The organism is Microcoleus sp. Pol12B3 (assembly GCF_036701355.1).
Classification (GTDB): Bacteria; Cyanobacteriota; Cyanobacteriia; order Cyanobacteriales; family Microcoleaceae; genus Microcoleus.
On the sequence record NZ_JAUBQS010000007.1, the window covers coordinates 75845 to 93556 of the forward strand.

Annotated in this window: 9 protein-coding genes; 6 read left to right on the forward strand and 3 right to left on the reverse strand. The window is 46.0% G+C overall.

Features of this window, described 5'->3' with window-relative positions; translation table 11 throughout:
- Positions 1-50: 50 nt before the first annotated feature.
- Positions 51-1124, forward strand: coding sequence for a M14 family metallopeptidase (locus tag QUA53_RS05415; protein ID WP_333095499.1), 1074 nt, complete (start codon positions 51-53; stop codon positions 1122-1124).
- Positions 1125-1231: 107 nt separating this feature from the next.
- Here QUA53_RS05415 and QUA53_RS05420 read toward each other — a convergent pair whose 3' ends face one another.
- Positions 1232-1978 (reverse strand): LuxR C-terminal-related transcriptional regulator, encoded by a 747-nt coding sequence (locus QUA53_RS05420; RefSeq protein WP_333219198.1) that lies wholly within the window; start codon positions 1976-1978, stop codon positions 1232-1234.
- Positions 1979-2070: 92 nt separating this feature from the next.
- Between QUA53_RS05420 and QUA53_RS05425 the strand changes: the two genes are divergently transcribed.
- The 3 genes from QUA53_RS05425 to QUA53_RS05435 all read left to right on the forward strand — a co-directional run bounded on the left by QUA53_RS05425 (position 2071) and on the right by QUA53_RS05435 (position 5602).
- Positions 2071-2502 (forward strand): DUF6220 domain-containing protein, encoded by a 432-nt coding sequence (locus QUA53_RS05425; RefSeq protein WP_333095496.1) that lies wholly within the window; start codon positions 2071-2073, stop codon positions 2500-2502.
- A complete protein-coding gene (locus QUA53_RS05430; RefSeq protein WP_333095495.1) occupies positions 2503-2931 on the forward strand; it encodes an MAPEG family protein in 429 nt (142 codons plus the stop codon).
- Positions 2932-3571: 640 nt separating this feature from the next.
- The gene (locus QUA53_RS05435; protein ID WP_333095494.1) at positions 3572-5602 is read left to right on the forward strand and encodes a bifunctional serine/threonine-protein kinase/formylglycine-generating enzyme family protein; all 2031 of its coding nucleotides are present in this window, start codon (positions 3572-3574) and stop codon (positions 5600-5602) included.
- Positions 5603-5765: 163 nt separating this feature from the next.
- Here QUA53_RS05435 and QUA53_RS05440 read toward each other — a convergent pair whose 3' ends face one another.
- Entirely contained in the window at positions 5766-7544 is a 1779-nt protein-coding gene (locus QUA53_RS05440) for an EamA family transporter (protein WP_333095493.1), read from the reverse strand.
- A gap of 538 nt (positions 7545-8082) precedes the next feature.
- On the opposite strand from QUA53_RS05440, the gene QUA53_RS05445 reads away from it, so the two are divergent.
- Positions 8083-11418: a non-ribosomal peptide synthetase gene (locus QUA53_RS05445; protein WP_445304920.1), complete on the forward strand. Its 3336-nt coding sequence runs from the start codon at positions 8083-8085 to the stop codon at positions 11416-11418.
- A gap of 148 nt (positions 11419-11566) precedes the next feature.
- On the opposite strand, the gene QUA53_RS05450 is transcribed toward QUA53_RS05445, so the two are convergent.
- Positions 11567-12667 carry an alpha/beta hydrolase gene (locus QUA53_RS05450; protein WP_333248728.1) on the reverse strand — a complete coding sequence of 367 codons (1101 nt, stop codon included), beginning with the start codon at positions 12665-12667 and terminating at the stop codon, positions 11567-11569.
- A 163-nt stretch (positions 12668-12830) separates the two neighbouring features.
- Between QUA53_RS05450 and QUA53_RS05455 the strand changes: the two genes are divergently transcribed.
- Positions 12831-17630, forward strand: a complete 4800-nt coding sequence (locus QUA53_RS05455) for an amino acid adenylation domain-containing protein (RefSeq protein WP_333095490.1) — start codon at positions 12831-12833, stop codon at positions 17628-17630.
- The last annotated feature ends 82 nt before the right edge of the window (positions 17631-17712 follow it).

Genomic DNA, 17712 nt, shown 5'->3' on the forward strand with positions numbered 1-17712 from the left:
GTTATTTGTTGAACCATAGTTGTAAGCTTACTGGTGGGCAATCAAGATTTATGAGCTATTCAGAAGCATTTTCACCCAACTACATTACGGCACGAGAGCGATTTCGAGCAGCATCTTCATCTGTCGGTTATCAGCACACTGCCTATCCAATCGATCGGGTTAGTCCAACTGGTGAAGAATTAACTATTGATGTGGCTATCGGTGGTTCTTCCAACCCACGACGATGTGTAGTCATTTCTAGTGGCTTGCATGGAGTAGAAGGCTTTCTGGGCTCTGCAATTCAACTTACCTTGTTAGAAAATCACCAACTTCTCAGATCGTTGTCACCTGATTTTAAGGTTATATTTATTCATGCTCTGAATCCTTATGGTTTTGCATGGCGACGACGTTGGAATGAAAACAACATAGACTTAAACCGTAACTTTTTATTATCTGAAGAATTTTTTGATGGCAGCCCAAAGCTTTATCCTAAATTCAATTCCTTTCTAAATCCAACGTCGTCGCCATCACGCTTTGAACCTTATATTTTTCAAGCTCTTTGGCTAATTTGGAGATATGGAATGACGAGTTTGAAAAACACTTTTCCTGTAGGGCAATACGATTTTCCAAAGGGGCTGTTTTTTGGCGGTCATGCTCCATCCAAAACTCAAGAGATTCTAGCTAGCAATTTGCCCCAATGGATTGGTAATGCTTCTGAGGTAGTGCATATTGATTTCCACACAGGTTTAGGGCGCTGGGGAACTTATAAGCTTTTGTTTGACGGATCTGCAACATCAGAATCTTGTTCAAGACTAGCTCAACGATTTGGAGCAGAAACAATAGAACCGAACAATACAGAAGGTGTGTCATATCCAATTCGCGGTGGATTAAAAACTTGGTGCCAAGCTCTTCTACCAGAGTGTCGCTATGATTTACTAACTGCAGAATTTGGCACTTACTCAACGATTAAAGTCTTGAAGGCATTGCGGGCGGAGAATCGCGCTTACTGGTGGGGTAAGTCAGACCAGAACTATGAATGGACAAAAAACCAGTTGGTAGAAATGTTTGCACCCAGATCTCGCAAGTGGCGAGAACAATGCTTAACTCAAGGACTTGATGTTTGTAAACGAGCGTTGATGGACTGAAGGAGTTGCGACGATAAGCGATCGCAATACTCAATACATTAAAAATACCAGTAGAGCGATCGCTCTTCAATTCAATGCGATCGCTCTCATGGTTTCTAGCGTTAAGTTTATTGGTGGGTGTTCTGCATCAAGTTGGATGGAGAGCTTTTTGCACTTGGCAAATTATATTTGGTCGCTGAAAGCTGTGCAACCATTTCTGCACGAGACGAAACCTCAAGCTTACGGAACATTCGCTTCAAAGCTTGCTTCACTGAGTTCTCAGTAATCCAAAGTTCCCTCCCGATTCCTGCGTTGGTTCGCCCCAAAGCAACCAATTCGGCAATTTGCAATTCACGAGGCGTTAGGCGTGAGCTCTTGAAAGGTTGGTGTTGCGATGCCCTACCGGATAGCTTAGCTTCGCGCACTGTTGCAGCCCAAACAGACAAATGCAAACAGATGGCACTCAAATCCGCTAGATTTTGTGTATCAAAGGCGGGCATTGACCGATCGCGCGTACAACCCACTACACCCATTAATTGACCGCGACTGACAATCGGCCCCGCCATCACGTGCCAATGATCGGGGCGGGGACAAATTATTGTCCAAACCTTGGGTGATGATGTCACTAATGCTTCATGGACAGGAGCATGGCGCTCCACTAAATAACGTGCAACAGGATTATGTTCGATCGATAGCGCAACTTTTAATGTTTTCTGAAAATTGCTATCTGCTAAAGGAAGTCGATCGAAGAAAAAGATTCCAGATCGTTTAGCTGCAAAATACTCACCGATTTTGGGCACGATTTGCGATCGCAGCTCTTGTTCATCCTTCACCTGGTCGATCGCTTCAAATAAAAGCTGCAAGGGACTTGTCATGCTCATGGTGTCAAAAAGAGTACCCGATCGAGGTCTAGAAGCATTGCAATACTCGAATTATATTACCGTTATAGTCTCAAAAACAAATTGACATGACAACAGATTTGGAAATCGACCGCGCTCCTACACCTTGGATGCCGATCGGCTTTTATGCGACTTCAATAGTCTTTAATGTCTGCTTAATTGCTCAGTTATTGACGGTTGGAGTTGCCTACTTCAATAATCCTGCATGGTGGAATATTCATGTTTGGCTAGTGCGAGGGTACAGTGGACTGTCATTAGTATTACTGGGATGGTCGTTTATCGCCCCATTCTCACGTAGAATACGACATCTCGCCGCAAGTTTGCCAGTGCTGCTTGGACTACAATTTGCCAGCATTCATCTCAAAATTCCTCTTCACCTAGAGATACTTCATCCTCTAATTGGATTTACGTTACTCTATGTTTCTTCAAGCCTTGTACATCACATATCGCGCACTTTATCGTCCAGCAACTATCAAAAAAATCAAATTTTAGAGGTATAAATGACGCAAGATGCCATCTTCACTCCCTTCTTTGCCACAGTGTTTCTTACACTCGTAGTCTGGGTGTATATGTACATCCGCCGTATCAGTTTTATCACCAGTAGAAAGCTCGGTCAAAAGGATTTTGCTGTAGCGGGCGCACTGGCACAAATCTCGCCACCAAGCGTATCCAATCCATCGGATAACCTAAAAAATCTGTTCGAGATTCCGATGCTTTTCTATGCACTTGTCCTATACCTCTTCATCACAAAGCAGGTGGATACAGTGTATGTAAACGCCGCGTGGGTCTTCGTTGTGTTTCGCACATTGCATAGTGCTGTCCATTGCACATTCAATCTCATCATACTTCGGTTCTACCTTTACCTATTTGCCACGCTCGCGGTGTGGTTCATCGCGATCCGCGCAGCCATTATCCACTTTGGCACGTAGGTACGCTATTACCGTAGATCGATCGCTCTTCAATTCGGTGCGATCGCTCTGTTAGTTTATAGTCTTATTTTTATACGGAGAGTGCGATCGCTTTTTGGTTTGGGCGATCGCCGAGCTGTAACATACTGGCATCTGTGAACAGATTATTGATTGCCCCAATAACTATAAGTTTAGATATATCAGCCGATCGCAGTTTACTCCCAGTTTAAGCGTGTATTAAACGGAATGTGGCAGGTGTCTGGAACTCACAGGAAGATCCATGCCAAAAGTGCGATCGGGATTTATCTCTAAATATCTTGATACCTGCTTTCTAACATTTAGCAGATAATTCTAGGGTTTTTGCTTTGATGCGAGAGGCTGCGGATGTCATCTGATTCACCAGATGTTTAAGAAATCTAGGGATTGATGTCAGTTGATTTGCGAATGTGGCGAGGAATACCGGCGTTAAAGAATCGTGAGCGAGTCAGGAAGTTATAATTCCCAAGTCAGAATATCTTCGGAACGCACAAATGAGGGGTAATACCCACCTATTAACGATTGCCGATTACCGATTACCGATTATAAATTACCACCCGAATATCAACTAACAAATCAACACGACATGATATCATAACTTTAACCAGATCATTTCTTCCCAGATATGTTCTACTGTTCTAATCCAAGTTGCTCCAATCCTTTCAATCCCGACAATTCTAAATTCTGTCAAAGTTGCGGCCAATCCGACCTCACGCCTCTCTTCAGAAACCGCTACCGCGTGATTCGACTGTTGGGCGAAGGGGGATTTGGCAGAACTTATGAAGCGGTAGATACGGATCGCATGGACGATCCCTGCGTAATCAAGCAGTTTGTACCGCAATTTCAAGGAACCTCAGCACTTGAAAAAGCTGCAGAATTGTTTCAGCAAGAAGCGAAACGACTTTATGAACTCGGCGAACATCCCCAAATTCCTCGATTAATTGCTTATTTTGAGCAAGACAAGCGACTTTATTTAGTACAAGAGTTGATTGAGGGGCAAACTTTACTGGCTGAATTAACTCAGCAGGGTGTTTTTAGCGAAGAAAAAATTTGGCAGTTACTGGCAGATATTTTGCCGATTTTGAAATTTGTGCACGATCGCCATGTCATTCACCGAGACATCAAACTTGAGAATATCATGCGGCGGCGCACCTCTGTTAGCTCATCCCTGCCAAAGGCGGGAAATTTTCGGAATTCAGCTTTCCGAAGGGGAGGGCGGGGAGAGTTAGTTTTGATAGATTTCGGCATTTCCAAACAAGTGACGGGCTCCCTGATGAGCAAAGTAGGCACGACGGTAGGAACGCCCGGATATTCGCCGATAGAACAAATGCGCGGTCAAGTTTTCCCCGGAAGCGATTTGTACAGTTTGGGAATAACTTGCCTGAGACTGCTAACTCAATGCTTGCCAAAAATTGACGGTTCCGATGACCTTTATGACCCGATAAATGGCGGCTGGATTTGGAGAGAACGATTGCCAGTCGGTACAAAAGTCAGCAGCGAGTTGACAAACATTTTAGATAAGTTAATTCAAGATTATCTCAAAAATAGATATCAATCTGCTGATGAAGTAATCAAAGCTTTAAATCTCTATTCTTTACCTCCCCAACCGCCTTTTGTCAAGGGAGGACCACTTGCTTTAAATTCTTCCGTGACAAAGGGAGGGCCACTTGCTTTAAATTCTTCCGTGACAAAGGGAGGGCCACTTGCTTTAAATATTCCTCTCAATCACAGCAGTCAAATCAATAGTAATATCTCTGTCAATCCCAGGCAAAAATCCAACACCAATCCGCCTCGTAACACTGCCTCGCAGAGAATTACCGCTGCCAAAAGCACTTTTGAATTTCAGGTGGTGACAGTAGACAAGCGCGGGAAGGAAACTAATGTTAACAGGGGCAAAGCGCGTTTTTTTGAAGAACATCTTGGTAGCAGTACAGTGCTGGAAATGGTATCTGTTCCTGGCGGTACTTTCCTCATGGGTTCCCCAAAAAATCGGGGTGACAGCGACGAAAAACCCCAGCACCCAGTCACTTTAGCATCTTTCTATATTGGCAAATTTCCAGTCACTCAGGCCCAGTGGACAGCAGTTGCAGCGCTGCCGGAAATTAAAATATTTCTCAATCCCGATGCTGCCCGTTTTAAAGGTGCAAATCGACCTGTAGAAAATGTATCTTGGTACGAGGCTGTGGAGTTTTGCGATCGACTTTCTCGCAAAACTGGTCATAATTATTGCTTGCCTAGCGAAGCCCAATGGGAATATGCTTGCCGGGGGGAAACTATGACACCGTTTCACTTTGGGGAAACGATTACCAGCGACTTAGCAAATTACAACGGAAGTTCTAATTACGCTGAAGCGCCGAAGGGAATTTATCGCTTTCAAACGACAGATGTTGGCAGTTTTAAACCTAATGCTTTCGGATTGTACGATTTCCACGGAAATGTTTGGGAATGGTGCGCGGATTCTTGGCACAATAATTATAACGGTGCGCCTGCTGATGGTAGCGTTTGGGAGTCTGACGGGGACTCATCGCTGAGGTTGTTGCGGGGGGGTTCTTGGAACGATCATCCTCCGAATTGTCGCAGCGCGTGTCGCCTCAGATATCAGCCGGATTGCAAGGCTAGTATTGTGGGTTTTCGAGTGGTTCTTTCTGTTGTTTAGACTCCAATTGTAGGCATTCCTTCTCCTATCTTGAAATGCCTCTACGGTTTCCCTATTAATCAAAGATTTATGCAATAAGCCTATCGATCTTGTCTCGCCATTCCCAAACCCGGTTTCTTCAAGAAACCGGGTTTGGGAATGGACGAGCGCCCAAATTCAAGCCTTAACTAGCCTTCTTCTGAGGAGCCATTATGCGTTCCACACTCATAGCAGCCACGCTCAACGTCACCACAGCCATGCCGAGAATTGCCACAGGCTGCAACTTCTCATTGATAATTAGAAACCCGAAGAGTGCGGTCATTGCCGGCCCCAAAGTGCCAATTACTGACGCTAAGGCGGCCCCCGCAAAGCGGATGGCAAAATTATTCAAAAGATAGCTAAACAGCGTCAGCACCCCTAAAACAACGCCTCCCACAATCAAACCAGGCCAAACATTTTGGTCGATTTTAGGAGCAAAATTGTCCGACAGCGGCACCCACAAACTCAGGGCGGAAAATACAAAAATCGCGGCGAAATTAACTAAACTAAAAGGAATTGGGTGCAGCTTGCCCGCGGCCATTTGCGTCAGCAATACGTAACCTGCAAAGGTAATCCCAGAAGCCAGTGCAGCCGCGACTCCCACCCCGACATTGCCACCGCCCGGAGCTGGGGCCGCAAAACTCGGCCACCCAGCTAAAATCAGACCTGCCGTAATCCCGACTATCGCCGAAAAGCCGACTGTGCTGGGACGAGAGCCAAACAAGATCCAAGAACCCAGTACGGTGACGATCGGATAAATAAAGAAAATCGTAATCGCAATCCCGGCTGGAATATTGCCGATCGCCAAATAAATCAAAACCTGAGACAAAAACAGAAAAAATGCGCTTCCTAAAACTTTACTCCACAAAGCTCGATCGCCCGACTGGAACAACCGTCTAATATCTTTCCACACAGAAGGATACAGAAATGTCGCCAATATCGGCATCAAAGCCATCACCACGATCAGCCGCATCAACAAAATCAACAAAGAATTTCCAAAACCTGGAGTCACCACCCCCGGAAATTCAAACAACCCAAAAACCATCCGAGGATTTTTGCTTTTAATCAGAATTCTCAAACAAACATTAAATAGCGACAATACCACCGCCGAAGACAAAGCCAGCACCAAACCTGTCTGCACTTGAGAAGCTACTTTAGCGGGTGCCGTCGGTGGCGCTGAAGAAGGCTGTGGCACGGGTTCTCGCGGCGTTTCCACAGGTGTTGGCTGCAGAAGTTGCGGGCGGACAGAATTAACAGAATTAGTTGATTCCTCGACATAGGAATCTTGAGCATCGAAAGGATTCTCAAGATATTCTTCTTCTTCTTCGAGTTCTTCCCTGATGCGGTTTACGAGATTTTGTAACAGCTCTTCCCCTTGCATTTCCAGGGTTTTCATGTTGTTGAGCCGCACGGAAAGCTCGCTTTCGTAACTGGTTAAATCTTGTTCCAGCATCTGGAAACTGCGATCGATCCTTTCATCCAGCGCCGCCAGCAACTGCGAGGCTCGTTCGTCGTAGTTGCTCGGCGGCAGGGGTATCGGGAACTCGCCGCTGGGAATCGGGCTGCTGAGAGAATTTCCCGAGTTAGCGCTGAGTTCGTTGAACCGCTGCACCAACAAATCCTGCAAATTGTGAGCCAAAACTTGAGCCAACTGCTTCAGCCACAATTGCTGCTGCTGAATGTATCGTCCAGACAGAGATTCCATTTGCTGAGACTGCAATTTGCGATATTGCTCCCGGAGGTCTTCAATATCTTCAATCAGGTGATTTTTTTCAGTTTGCAGCCGAGTAATGTCTTGATTTAACTGACCTTTGACATTTTGATGCAAAGCGTCCAGTTCTTGCATTACTGAGTGGAGAACTTCTTCTGCTGATTGTGCATCCTCTGGCTCGTCCTTTGACGAGTATACGTTCCGCTGCGCCATTAGCCTATAACCTCTAATTTAAACTGCACGTTCAGTGTTCTTAAGTATTGTGACAAATCAGGTCGCAATTTCTAGTGAGTGGCTCTAAAAGATTGCAGACACTGTTGAATCAATAGTAGTCGCTAAGCTACAAATGTGAGAAAATTGCGTGAAGCAAAGCTATCCGGTAGGGAATCGCCCCAAGAACACTTTGTGCAATTAGAAATCATACTACAGCATGACCTCTTCACGGATTGCTCCAGGTAATTCTCGCATCTAACTCACCCGATTGCACTCGAATCACAAGCCTAAGAGCCCGTTCCGCGACTAAATTTGATTGGGGGGTCGCACTCCTAGCCCCTCAATGGATAACTTGATGCTGCGGCCAGAAATCCGGTTTCTTTTGCCCGCCTTTGTGCCGCACTCCCGCACCCAGGTTTATGATTTTAACAGTTCCGATCTTTTGCTCGCGAAAGGTTTAAGAGGCGATCGCACCCTGAAAAAGCCACCCCCGCGCCATCCAAAAATTAACACATCTCATCCCCCAAGAGCAACAGATATGGCCTCCGAAATTTATGACAATTCCTTTACAAAGGATATAGAAAAACTGAATATTTCCTCAGAAGGCGAAGTCTTTGTCTTTCCCGCCTCATTTGCCCAGCAGCGCTTGTGGTTTCTCGACCAATTCGCACCGGAAAACCCTTTCTATAATGTAGTAACAGCACTGCGCTTAACTGGTTCCCTCAACTTAACAGCCTTAGAGCAAACCTTCAACGAAATAGTGCAGCGACACGAAACTTTGCGAACCACTTTTGCAGAGGTATCAGGTCAACCAGTGCAGATAATCTCTCCGGCTTTCAAGACTAATTTAAAAGTATTAAACTTGCAAGATTTGTCGCCTGCACAACGGCAAACAGAAGCAAAAAAACTCTCCGCAGCAGAATCTCTTCGCCCTTTCAATTTATCCACCGGGCCGCTGATGCGAGTCACCATCCTGCGGCTGACAGAGACCGAGCATATTCTCTTGCTAAATATGCACCACATAGCCTCCGATGATTGGTCGATCGGGGTGCTAATTCGAGAACTGGAGGCTATCTATACAGCTTTGATAAATCAACAGCCATCTCCCCTGCCAGAATTATCGCTTCAATATGCCGACTTTGCCGAGTGGCAGCGCGAATGGCTGCAAGGTGAAGTATTAGAAACTCAGCTAGCTTATTGGCGGCAGCAATTGCACGGGATTTCTGTGTTAAATTTGCCGACCGATCGCCCTGCACCAGCTCGGCAAAATTATCGCGGAAAAACTCAATATTTAGAACTGCCAAAAAACTTGAAGGATGCACTTGTAGCGCTCTCGCAGCGAGAAGGAGCGACTTTATTTATGACTGTGCTCGCAGCATTTCAAACTTTGCTTTACCGCTACTCGCAACAAGAAGATATTGTTGTAGGTGCGCCGATCGCCAATCGCAACCGCAGGGAAATTGAAACATTAATAGGTTTTTTTGTCAATACTTTAGTGCTGCGAACAAACTGCTCGGGAAACCCGACATTTCGAGATTTTTTGGGCCGGGTGCGGGAAGTAACTCTGGGAGCTTACGCTCACCAAGATTTGCCTTTTGAGAAGCTAGTCGAGGAATTGCACCCAGAGCGGTCGTTGAATCGCCACCCGCTGTTTCAGGTGGTATTTGGTCTGCAAAATGGGCCGGTGGACGAGCTAGAATTGCCAGGATTAAAGTTGAGTTCTTTTCATTTGGAAACTCAAACAACGCGCTTTGATTTAGAGCTGCATTTGTGGGAAGCTTCGGAGAATTTTAGGAGCAGATACGGCGAACAGTGGGAAGATTCGGAAGGGCTCAGAGGCGTAGCTGTGTACAATACAGATTTATTTGATGAAGTTACGATCGCCCGAATGCTGAGGCATTTTAAAACGCTGCTGGAAAGCATTGTGACTAATCCAGAACAAAGAATCGCTAACTTACCTTTATTGAGCGAGGATGAAGTGAATCAATTATTCAGAGAATGGAACGATACTCGGACAGATTATCCTCAAAATAAGTGCATTCATCAGTTATTTGAAGAGCGGGCCCAGCAGCATCTGGAGGATGTCGCCCTAACTTTCGAGGGCCAGCACCTGACTTACAGAGAACTCAACAGTCGCAGCAACCAACTGGCGCGCTACCTACAAAAACTGGGCGTGGGGGCGGAGGTTTTAGTGGGGCTTTGTGCAGAACGATCGATCGACCTAATTGTGGGGATGTTGGCTATACTGAAAGCGGGAGGAGCCTACCTACCGTTAGATCCGAGCTATCCGCGCGATCGGCTAAACTTGATGCTGGAAGATGCTCAAGTTAAAGTCTTGCTAATTCAAGATAAATTAATTGAGAATTTCCGAGACTTCTCAAACTCGGTGATTTACTTCGATCGCGATTGGGAACACATAGCCAAAGAAAGCGCGGAAAATCCCGCCAACACCGTAACAGCAGACAACCTAGCTTACGTTATTTACACATCTGGCTCAACAGGAAAACCCAAGGGAGTTGCTGTCACCCACAAAGCAGTAAATCGGCTGGTACTCAACACCAACTATATAAAAATAGAACCTACCGATAAAATTGCCCAAGCATCAAACGCTTCATTCGATGCAGCCACATTCGAGATTTGGGGAGCCTTGCTCAACGGCGCTCAACTCGTGGGAATTAGCACAAATATTACCCTTTCGCCCCACGATTTAGCCTTAGAATTGCGCCAAGAAGGCATCACAGTTTTGTTTTTAACAACTGCCTTATTCCAACAAATTGCTAGAGTTTTACCGCAAGCTTTTAATTCGCTGCGCTGCTTGCTGTTTGGCGGAGAGGCGGTCGATATGAGATGGGTTAAAAAAGTTCTCCAACAAAAGCCAAGCACTAAATTAATTCACGTTTACGGGCCTACAGAAAATACCACATTTTCGGCTTATTATTGCGTGCAAGACGTACCCGAAACCGCAACATCTATCCCCATCGGCCGCCCGATCGCCAACACGCAAATTTATCTCCTCGATGCGGATTTGCAGCCGGTGGCGATCGGTGTTATAGGTCAATTGTACGTCGGCGGTGACGGATTGGCGAAAGGCTACCTCAACCAGCCAGATTTAACTGCTGCTGCATTCATTCCTAATCCTTTTAGCAATAAATCTGGTTCTACCCTTTATAAAACAGGTGATTTAGGTCGCTACTTAGCTGACGGCAACATCGAGTTTTTAGGTCGCGTTGATGACCAAGTAAAAATTCGCGGCTACCGCATCGAATTGGGAGAAATTGAAGCGGCTTTGTGCCAGCATCCACAAGTGCGCGAAGCAGTAGTAATTGTGAGGGAAGACATCCCAGACGATAAACATTTGGTAGCTTATGTTATTCCTGACGGCATCAATGAAAAATCAGGAATTCACAATCTAAAGTCAAGTGACTTGCGCCAATTTTTGAAAGAAAAGTTACCAGGATATATGGTTCCTGCAAGTTATGCAGTGTTGGAGAATATGCCGCTGACGCCTAATGGCAAAGTAGACCGCCGCGCCTTGCCTGATATAGATACAGACAGCGAGGATATAACAGAAAATTATGTAGCGCCTCGGACTGAACTCGAAAATGCGATCGGGAAAATTTGGGCTAAAGTTTTGGGAAAACAGCAGGTTAGTATCTACGATAATTTCTTTGAGCTAGGCGGGCATTCCCTGCTAGCAACTCAGTTGATTTCTCGCATCCGAGACGCTTTGCAAGTCGAGTTATCGGTCAGCAATTTGTTTGAGGCTCCGACTGTAGCGAGTCTGGCAAAATACATTGAGACAATGCGCTGGGCTGCGAAAGGTTTGGATACTCCTAGAACAGACGAAAATGAGCGCGAAGATGTGAAATTTTAAGGTTGGCGCAAATAAATCGGTGCTGTGTAATAGTTTTTCAAGGGCGGGCGGGACGCCCACCCCACAAAAAACTTAATGTCTTGTGGAACAGGCATCTTGCCTGTTCTTGAGAATGCTGCAATATCTCAGTTTTAACTCACATTTTTAGTCACGAAATTTCAGTGCAGAATGCCCTGACAGCTTCTGCAAACTGCTGGTTGTGCTCAATTAATGCCATGTGTCCTCCTCGCTTTATAGTAACTAGCTCTGCTTGAGGTAATTCTGCTTTCATTCGCAGGCTAGCTGGGGGGGTAGTGGCGATATCTGAATCGCCGCAGATCACCAACACAGGAATGTCAATGGATGGCAAAGTTTTTGTTTCCTCAAAATTGAGCATTCCCAGTGTGCCGCGAGCGAGAACACCGGGAGAACCCAAGGCTGATAAGAAAGCTGAGAACTCTAATTGACCGCGCGTTTCAGTGCCTTTAAATCCCGATACTTCTACACTGATGTACAGTGAACCATTGAGATAGCTCAGCCAAGTCATTCCCCACATAATCGGTTCAAGAGCTATGGTGAGGTAGAGCATAGGTTGGAGCAGCGGCTTCTGCAAAGCGCGTAATAAACCGCTAAAAATAGCGGTTTTGACGGGATTAGTATAAGTCGTATCTACCAGAATTAAACCAGCTACTCGACTACCGAGAAGTTCTGGGAAAAGCCGACTGAATGTTAGAGAAATCATGCCGCCCATGCTGTGTCCGAGTAGGATAACAGGTTTATTTCCTGCTATGGCAATGACGGCTTCGAGATCGCGGGCAAATTTTTCTAGGGAGTAGTCGCTGTTTTTTGGTCGAGTGGATTTTCCTAAACCTGGAAGATCCCAAACAATCACTCGGTAGCGATCGCTTAGTTGCCGTTTCGCGTAATACCAAACCATACTGTTCGGCCCCCAACCATGAGAGAGGATAATCGGCTGTCCGTCCTCTGGGCCGTAGAATTCTACTTGTAAAATAGTGCCATCAGGCCTCTCTACTCGCTCAACCGTACCCGTCCGCGTGGGCTTGGGTTCGTCAGCACCGGGGTGGCGGAACAGGGGCAAACTGATAAAGCGGCCGCCAACAGACCAAAGAAGCATCAAGACTCCGCTGACTAAGTAGGAAATCCCTACAAGTTCGCCGATGTACCATTCGTAAATAATGTATATACCTCCGCCAAGTACCCCGAGGGACAGCAGTCCCAGCAGCCATAGAAACAGAAAATTGAAGGGCATGAACGGCATAAGCTGAAACCTTGGGTAGAATTTGGGTTGCGGATTCAAACAGAATCATACTCAGGTTAGGCCACAGTAAGCAAGCGGTAAGTTAAGCTCTTAATTTGTGCGCTGGTAGAATTTATTTTATATATTTGCCAAAGTAATCACAGGATGACTCAAAATGCCAGAGCCAAAAATATCGAGTTCATCGCCAAATGCCAGAGATTCTGTCACGGTGGAGTTAGTTGAGTTTTTATCTTACCTTCGCAGTCTAGATATTAATATTTTTGTTGAGGGCGAGATCCTGCGCTGCAACGCTCCCGAAGGAATTATTACACCCGAACTACGAGCCAAAATTTCTCATAAAAAAGCCGAAATAGTTTCATTTTTAAAAGCAGCTAATCGTACTTCTAGTTTCACTCCTACACCGATTGTTCCGGTGGGGCGAGAAGGAAATCTACCGCTGTCCTTTGCACAGCAGCGCTTGTGGTTTCTCGACCAATTAGTCCCGAACAATCCCTTCTATAATGTTCCCGCAGCCTTGCGTTTGACAGGTTCGCTCAATTTTTCGGCGCTGCAACAAACCTTCAATGAAATTGTGCGCCGTCACGAAGCTTTACGCACGACTTTAGCAGTAGTTTCGGGGCAACCTGTTCAGAGAATAGCTGCTGCTTTCCACCTTCCGATTAATGTAGTGGACTTGCGAAACTTGCCAAAGGAATCTCGACAAACTGAAGCAAACCGGCTCACCGCCCAGGAAGCTCAACGCTCTTTCAATTTGTCCAATGACTTGTTGCTGCGAGTCACATTATTGCACTTAGATGATGCCGAATATTTACTAATGCTGAATATGCACCACATTGTCTCCGACGGTTGGTCTATCGGAGTGCTAATTCAGGAATTAGGCGCACTTTACACGGCATTTGCTAGCGAAAAACCTTCGCCTTTACCAGCTTTGTCGATCCAGTATGCTGATTTTGCAAAATGGCAGCGCGAATGGCTGCAAGGGGAAGTTTTAGAAAGGCAGCTTGCTTACTGGAGACAGCAGTTAAACGGCATTTCTATGCTAAATTTGCCTGCGGATAGACCCCGGCCAGCAATTCAAAGTTATCGGGGCAAAAGGCAATTTTTGCAACTGCCAAAACAACTGAGCGAGGCTTTAGAAACGTTGATCCAGCGCGAAGGAGTGACGCTGTTTATGACAATGCTGGCAGCTTTTAAAACGTTGCTTTACCATTACGCCCAGCAAGAAGATATTGTTGTAGGTTCGCCGATCGCCAATCGCAACCGCAGTGAAATTGAAGCATTAATCGGTTTTTTTGTCAACAGTTTGGTGCTGCGTACAGATTTGTCGGGAAATCCAACTTTTCGGGAACTTTTAAACCGAGTCAAAGAGGTAGCATTAGGAGCTTACGCTCACCAAGATTTGCCGTTTGAGAAGTTAGTAGAAGAACTGCACCCCGATCGCGCGTTGAACCAAAATCCTTTATTTCAGGTGGCGTTTGCGCTGCAAAACGCGCCGGGGAATCGGTTAGAATTGCCAGAATTAACACTCAGCCCGCAGCAGTTAGATGTGGGTACAGCGCGGTTTGATTTGGAGTTTCATTTGTGGGAGCGATCGCCCAACAGCTCGGGAAGCAACCAATCGCCCAGCAATAAGCTGTGGGTTGATAGCTCGGAGGGTATCAGCGGCATGGTTATTTACAGCGCCGATTTATTTGATGAAGCTACGATTAGCCGCCTGATCGGGCATTTTCAAGCCTTGTTAGAAAGCATTGTGACAAATCCCGAACAGCGCATAGCCAACTTGCAATATTTGAGCGCCCAAGAGCGCGATCATTTGTTAGTTGAATGCAACAATACTCAGGCAGATTATCCGCAAGATTTGTGCATCCATCAGCTATTTGAAATGCAGGCCGATCGGACACCGGATGCGGTGGCGCTGGTATTTGGAGAGGAGCGAGTCACCTATGGAGAGCTAAATCTCCGCAGCAACCAACTAGCACGTTATCTGCAAAAAATGGGGGTTGGGGCAGAAGTTTTAGTCGGGCTTTGCTGCGGGCGATCGCTCGATCTGATCGTGGGGATGTTGGGTATCCTGAAAGCGGGAGGAGCTTACTTAATTTTAGATCCGAGCTATCCTGCTGAGCGATCGAGCTTTATGCTAAAAGATGCTCAATTATCTGTTGTGTTAACTCAGCAGCAATGGATAGAGAAATTGCGATCGCCCAATTTACAGATAGTTTGTTTAGACACAGACTGGGAGATGATTTCCCAAGAAATCGCCGACAATCCCACCAGCGCAGCGACAGCCGAAAATCTGGTTTACGCGATTTACACCTCCGGGTCCACGGGAAAGCCGAAAGGAGTGGAAATTGAGCACGGGAGCTTGTTAAATCTCGTTTTTTGGCATCAAAGAGAGTTTGGGGTGTCAGCGGGCGATCGAGCAACGCAAATTGCAGCGATCGGCTTTGATGCTTGCGGGTGGGAAATTTGGCCTTATCTCGCCGCGGGATCTAGCATCTACTTTCCAGAAGATGACATCAGGCGAGATCCTGAAAAACTGCAAAACTGGTTAGTATCAAACGCGATCGCAATTAGCTTTTTGCCAACACCTTTAGCCGAGAAAGTTTTGCTATTAGATTGGCCTCAAACAACAGCGTTGCGAATCTTGCTCGCAGGCGGCGAAAAACTGCAACAACATCCTTTAAAATCCCATCCATTTAAGCTAGTAAATAATTACGGCCCAACCGAGAATACCGTCGTCACAACTTCCGGTTATATTTCTGTAACAGAGCAAACAGGCATCGCCCCGACAATTGGTCGCCCCATTGCTAACACTCAAATCTACATATTAGACAAATATTTGCAGCCAGTGGCGATCGGCGTTGTTGGCGAATTGTACATTGGCGGAAACGGACTCGCTCGCGGCTACCTCAACCGCCCAGATTTAACCGCAGAACGATTTATTTCCAATCCTTTTAAACCAAATTCAGGAGAGCGAATTTACAAGACCGGCGACTTAGTGCGCTACAGAGGCGATCGCAACCTTGAATTTTTAGGACGCATCGACGAACAAGTAAAAATTCGCGGTTTCCGCATCGAATTAGGAGAAATCGAGACAGTATTAACTCAACATCCAGCCGTGCAGCAAACTGTAGCAATAGCTTCGGAAGATGGACAGGGAGATAAACGTTTAGTAGCTTATATTGCCCTGAAGCCTGAATATAGCAGTGCCAGCGAAAAAAACCAAATAATGCAATTGCAGGATGAACAGGTTTTGCAGTGGCAAATGCTCTACAATGAAACTTACAATCAACCTGCTGTTGACTCAGATCCAACCTTTAATATTGTCGGCTGGAATAGCAGTTATACTAATCAGCCAATCCCAGCAGAACAGGTGCGCGACTGGGCGAACAATCAAGCTGCCCAAATTTTAGCTTTGCAGCCTAGCCGAGTGTTGGAAATTGGCTGCGGCACAGGTTTGTTGCTGTTCCAAATTGCCCCTCGCTGTACTCAATATTGCGGAACAGACTTTTCACCTATTTCGCTCAACTATATTCGGCAGCACTTGGCAAATCAACAGTTAGCTAATGTAACCCTGCTTCAGAAAATGGCGACAGACTTTGCAGGAGTAGAGACAGCAGCTTTTGACGCGGTAATTCTCAACTCTGTCGTGCAATATTTCCCGAATATCGACTATCTGGTGCAGGTGCTAGAAGGTGCGGTGAAAGCAACTGCCCCCGGTGGCTTTATATTCATCGGAGATGTGCGCAGCTTGCCGTTGCTGGCAGCTTTCCACGCTTCGGTACAACTGTATCAAGCCGAACCTTCTCTCGCTGGCGAACAGTTGCAGCAGCGAGTACAAATGCAAATTTTTCAAGAAACAGAGTTAGTTATTGAACCCGATTTCTTTAGCGCATTAAAGCAGCGCTTTCCGCAGATTAGTGGCGTAGAGATTCAATTAATTCGCGGTAGTTATCACAATGAGTTAACTGATTTTCGGTACAATGCTATTCTGCATATTGCGTCGGAAACAAATCCCCCCCAATCCCCGGCACAAGGGGAATCGAAACGGCTGGATTGGTCGGCTGAAAATCAGAATCTGACTGTTACCAAGGTGCAACAAATATTATTGCAAAATCAACTCGATGTTTTAAGAATTGCTAATGTGCCTAATGCGCGGGTAACGGCAGCAGTTAAGGCGACAGAATTGCTGTCTGTTGTCGATAAATTTCCAACAGCAGGTCAGTTGCAGAAAGCCGTGGAAAAAGTCGAGGATTTAGGAGTAGATCCAGAATTGTGGTATGCTTTGGAAGTTCCGTATAAGGTTAATATTAGTTGGTCTAATTCCGACAGTCAGGGGCGCTACGATGTAGTGTTTGCACGGGGCGAAACCAGAGATTTTGTGCCAGAAACCAGAAGCGATAACTTGCGTCCTTGGCGCTCTTATGCTAACAATCCCTTACAAGCTAAAGCAGCGCGGAAATTAGTGCCACAGTTGCAGGCTTATCTAGCAGAAAAACTGCCGGAATATATGATTCCGTCGGCTTTTGTGGTGCTGGAGTCGCTACCGGTGACGGCTAACGGAAAGGTCGATCGCCTCGCTTTGCCTGTACCGGAGCCGATTAAGTTAGAATGGGCTGGCGGTTATGTTGCGCCTCATACTTCTATTGAGGAAGTTTTAGTGAAAATTTGGGCTGAGGTTTTGGGGATAAAGCGAGTGGGTATCCGGGACAATTTCTTTGAATTGGGAGGCCATTCGCTGCTGGCGACTCAGCTTGTTTCGAGAGTGCGAGATGCTTTCGCGGTAGAGTTACCTTTGCGCCGGGTTTTTGAAGCGCCGACTATTTCAGAATTATCTAAGATTGTTGAGAGTTTGAAAGATAAGAATGCTAAAAGTGATGCTCCGGCTTTAGTGCCGATTTCGCGCGATAGTCGGCGGCGGAAGCTATCGTCTTTTAATGGACCTATTGCATAATTTTTTGATTGATAGAGCAACCGCAGATGAAGGGCAGATTAACGCTGATAAACGCAGATAATTTTAAGATGGTTTTTGGGTT

Excerpts from the sequence above, each read along its gene's own strand:
- QUA53_RS05415 (WP_333095499.1), top strand. The coding sequence starts at position 51 with ATGAGCTATTCAGAAGCATTTTCACCCAACTACATTACGGCACGAGAG.
- QUA53_RS05420 (WP_333219198.1), bottom strand. The coding sequence starts at position 1,978 with ATGACAAGTCCCTTGCAGCTTTTATTTGAAGCGATCGACCAGGTGAAG.
- QUA53_RS05425 (WP_333095496.1), top strand. The coding sequence starts at position 2,071 with ATGACAACAGATTTGGAAATCGACCGCGCTCCTACACCTTGGATGCCG.
- QUA53_RS05430 (WP_333095495.1), top strand. The coding sequence starts at position 2,503 with ATGACGCAAGATGCCATCTTCACTCCCTTCTTTGCCACAGTGTTTCTT.
- QUA53_RS05435 (WP_333095494.1), top strand. The coding sequence starts at position 3,572 with ATGTTCTACTGTTCTAATCCAAGTTGCTCCAATCCTTTCAATCCCGAC.
- QUA53_RS05440 (WP_333095493.1), bottom strand. The coding sequence starts at position 7,544 with ATGGCGCAGCGGAACGTATACTCGTCAAAGGACGAGCCAGAGGATGCA.
- QUA53_RS05445 (WP_445304920.1), top strand. The coding sequence starts at position 8,083 with ATGGCCTCCGAAATTTATGACAATTCCTTTACAAAGGATATAGAAAAA.
- QUA53_RS05450 (WP_333248728.1), bottom strand. The coding sequence starts at position 12,667 with ATGCCCTTCAATTTTCTGTTTCTATGGCTGCTGGGACTGCTGTCCCTC.
- QUA53_RS05455 (WP_333095490.1), top strand. The coding sequence starts at position 12,831 with ATGCCAGAGCCAAAAATATCGAGTTCATCGCCAAATGCCAGAGATTCT.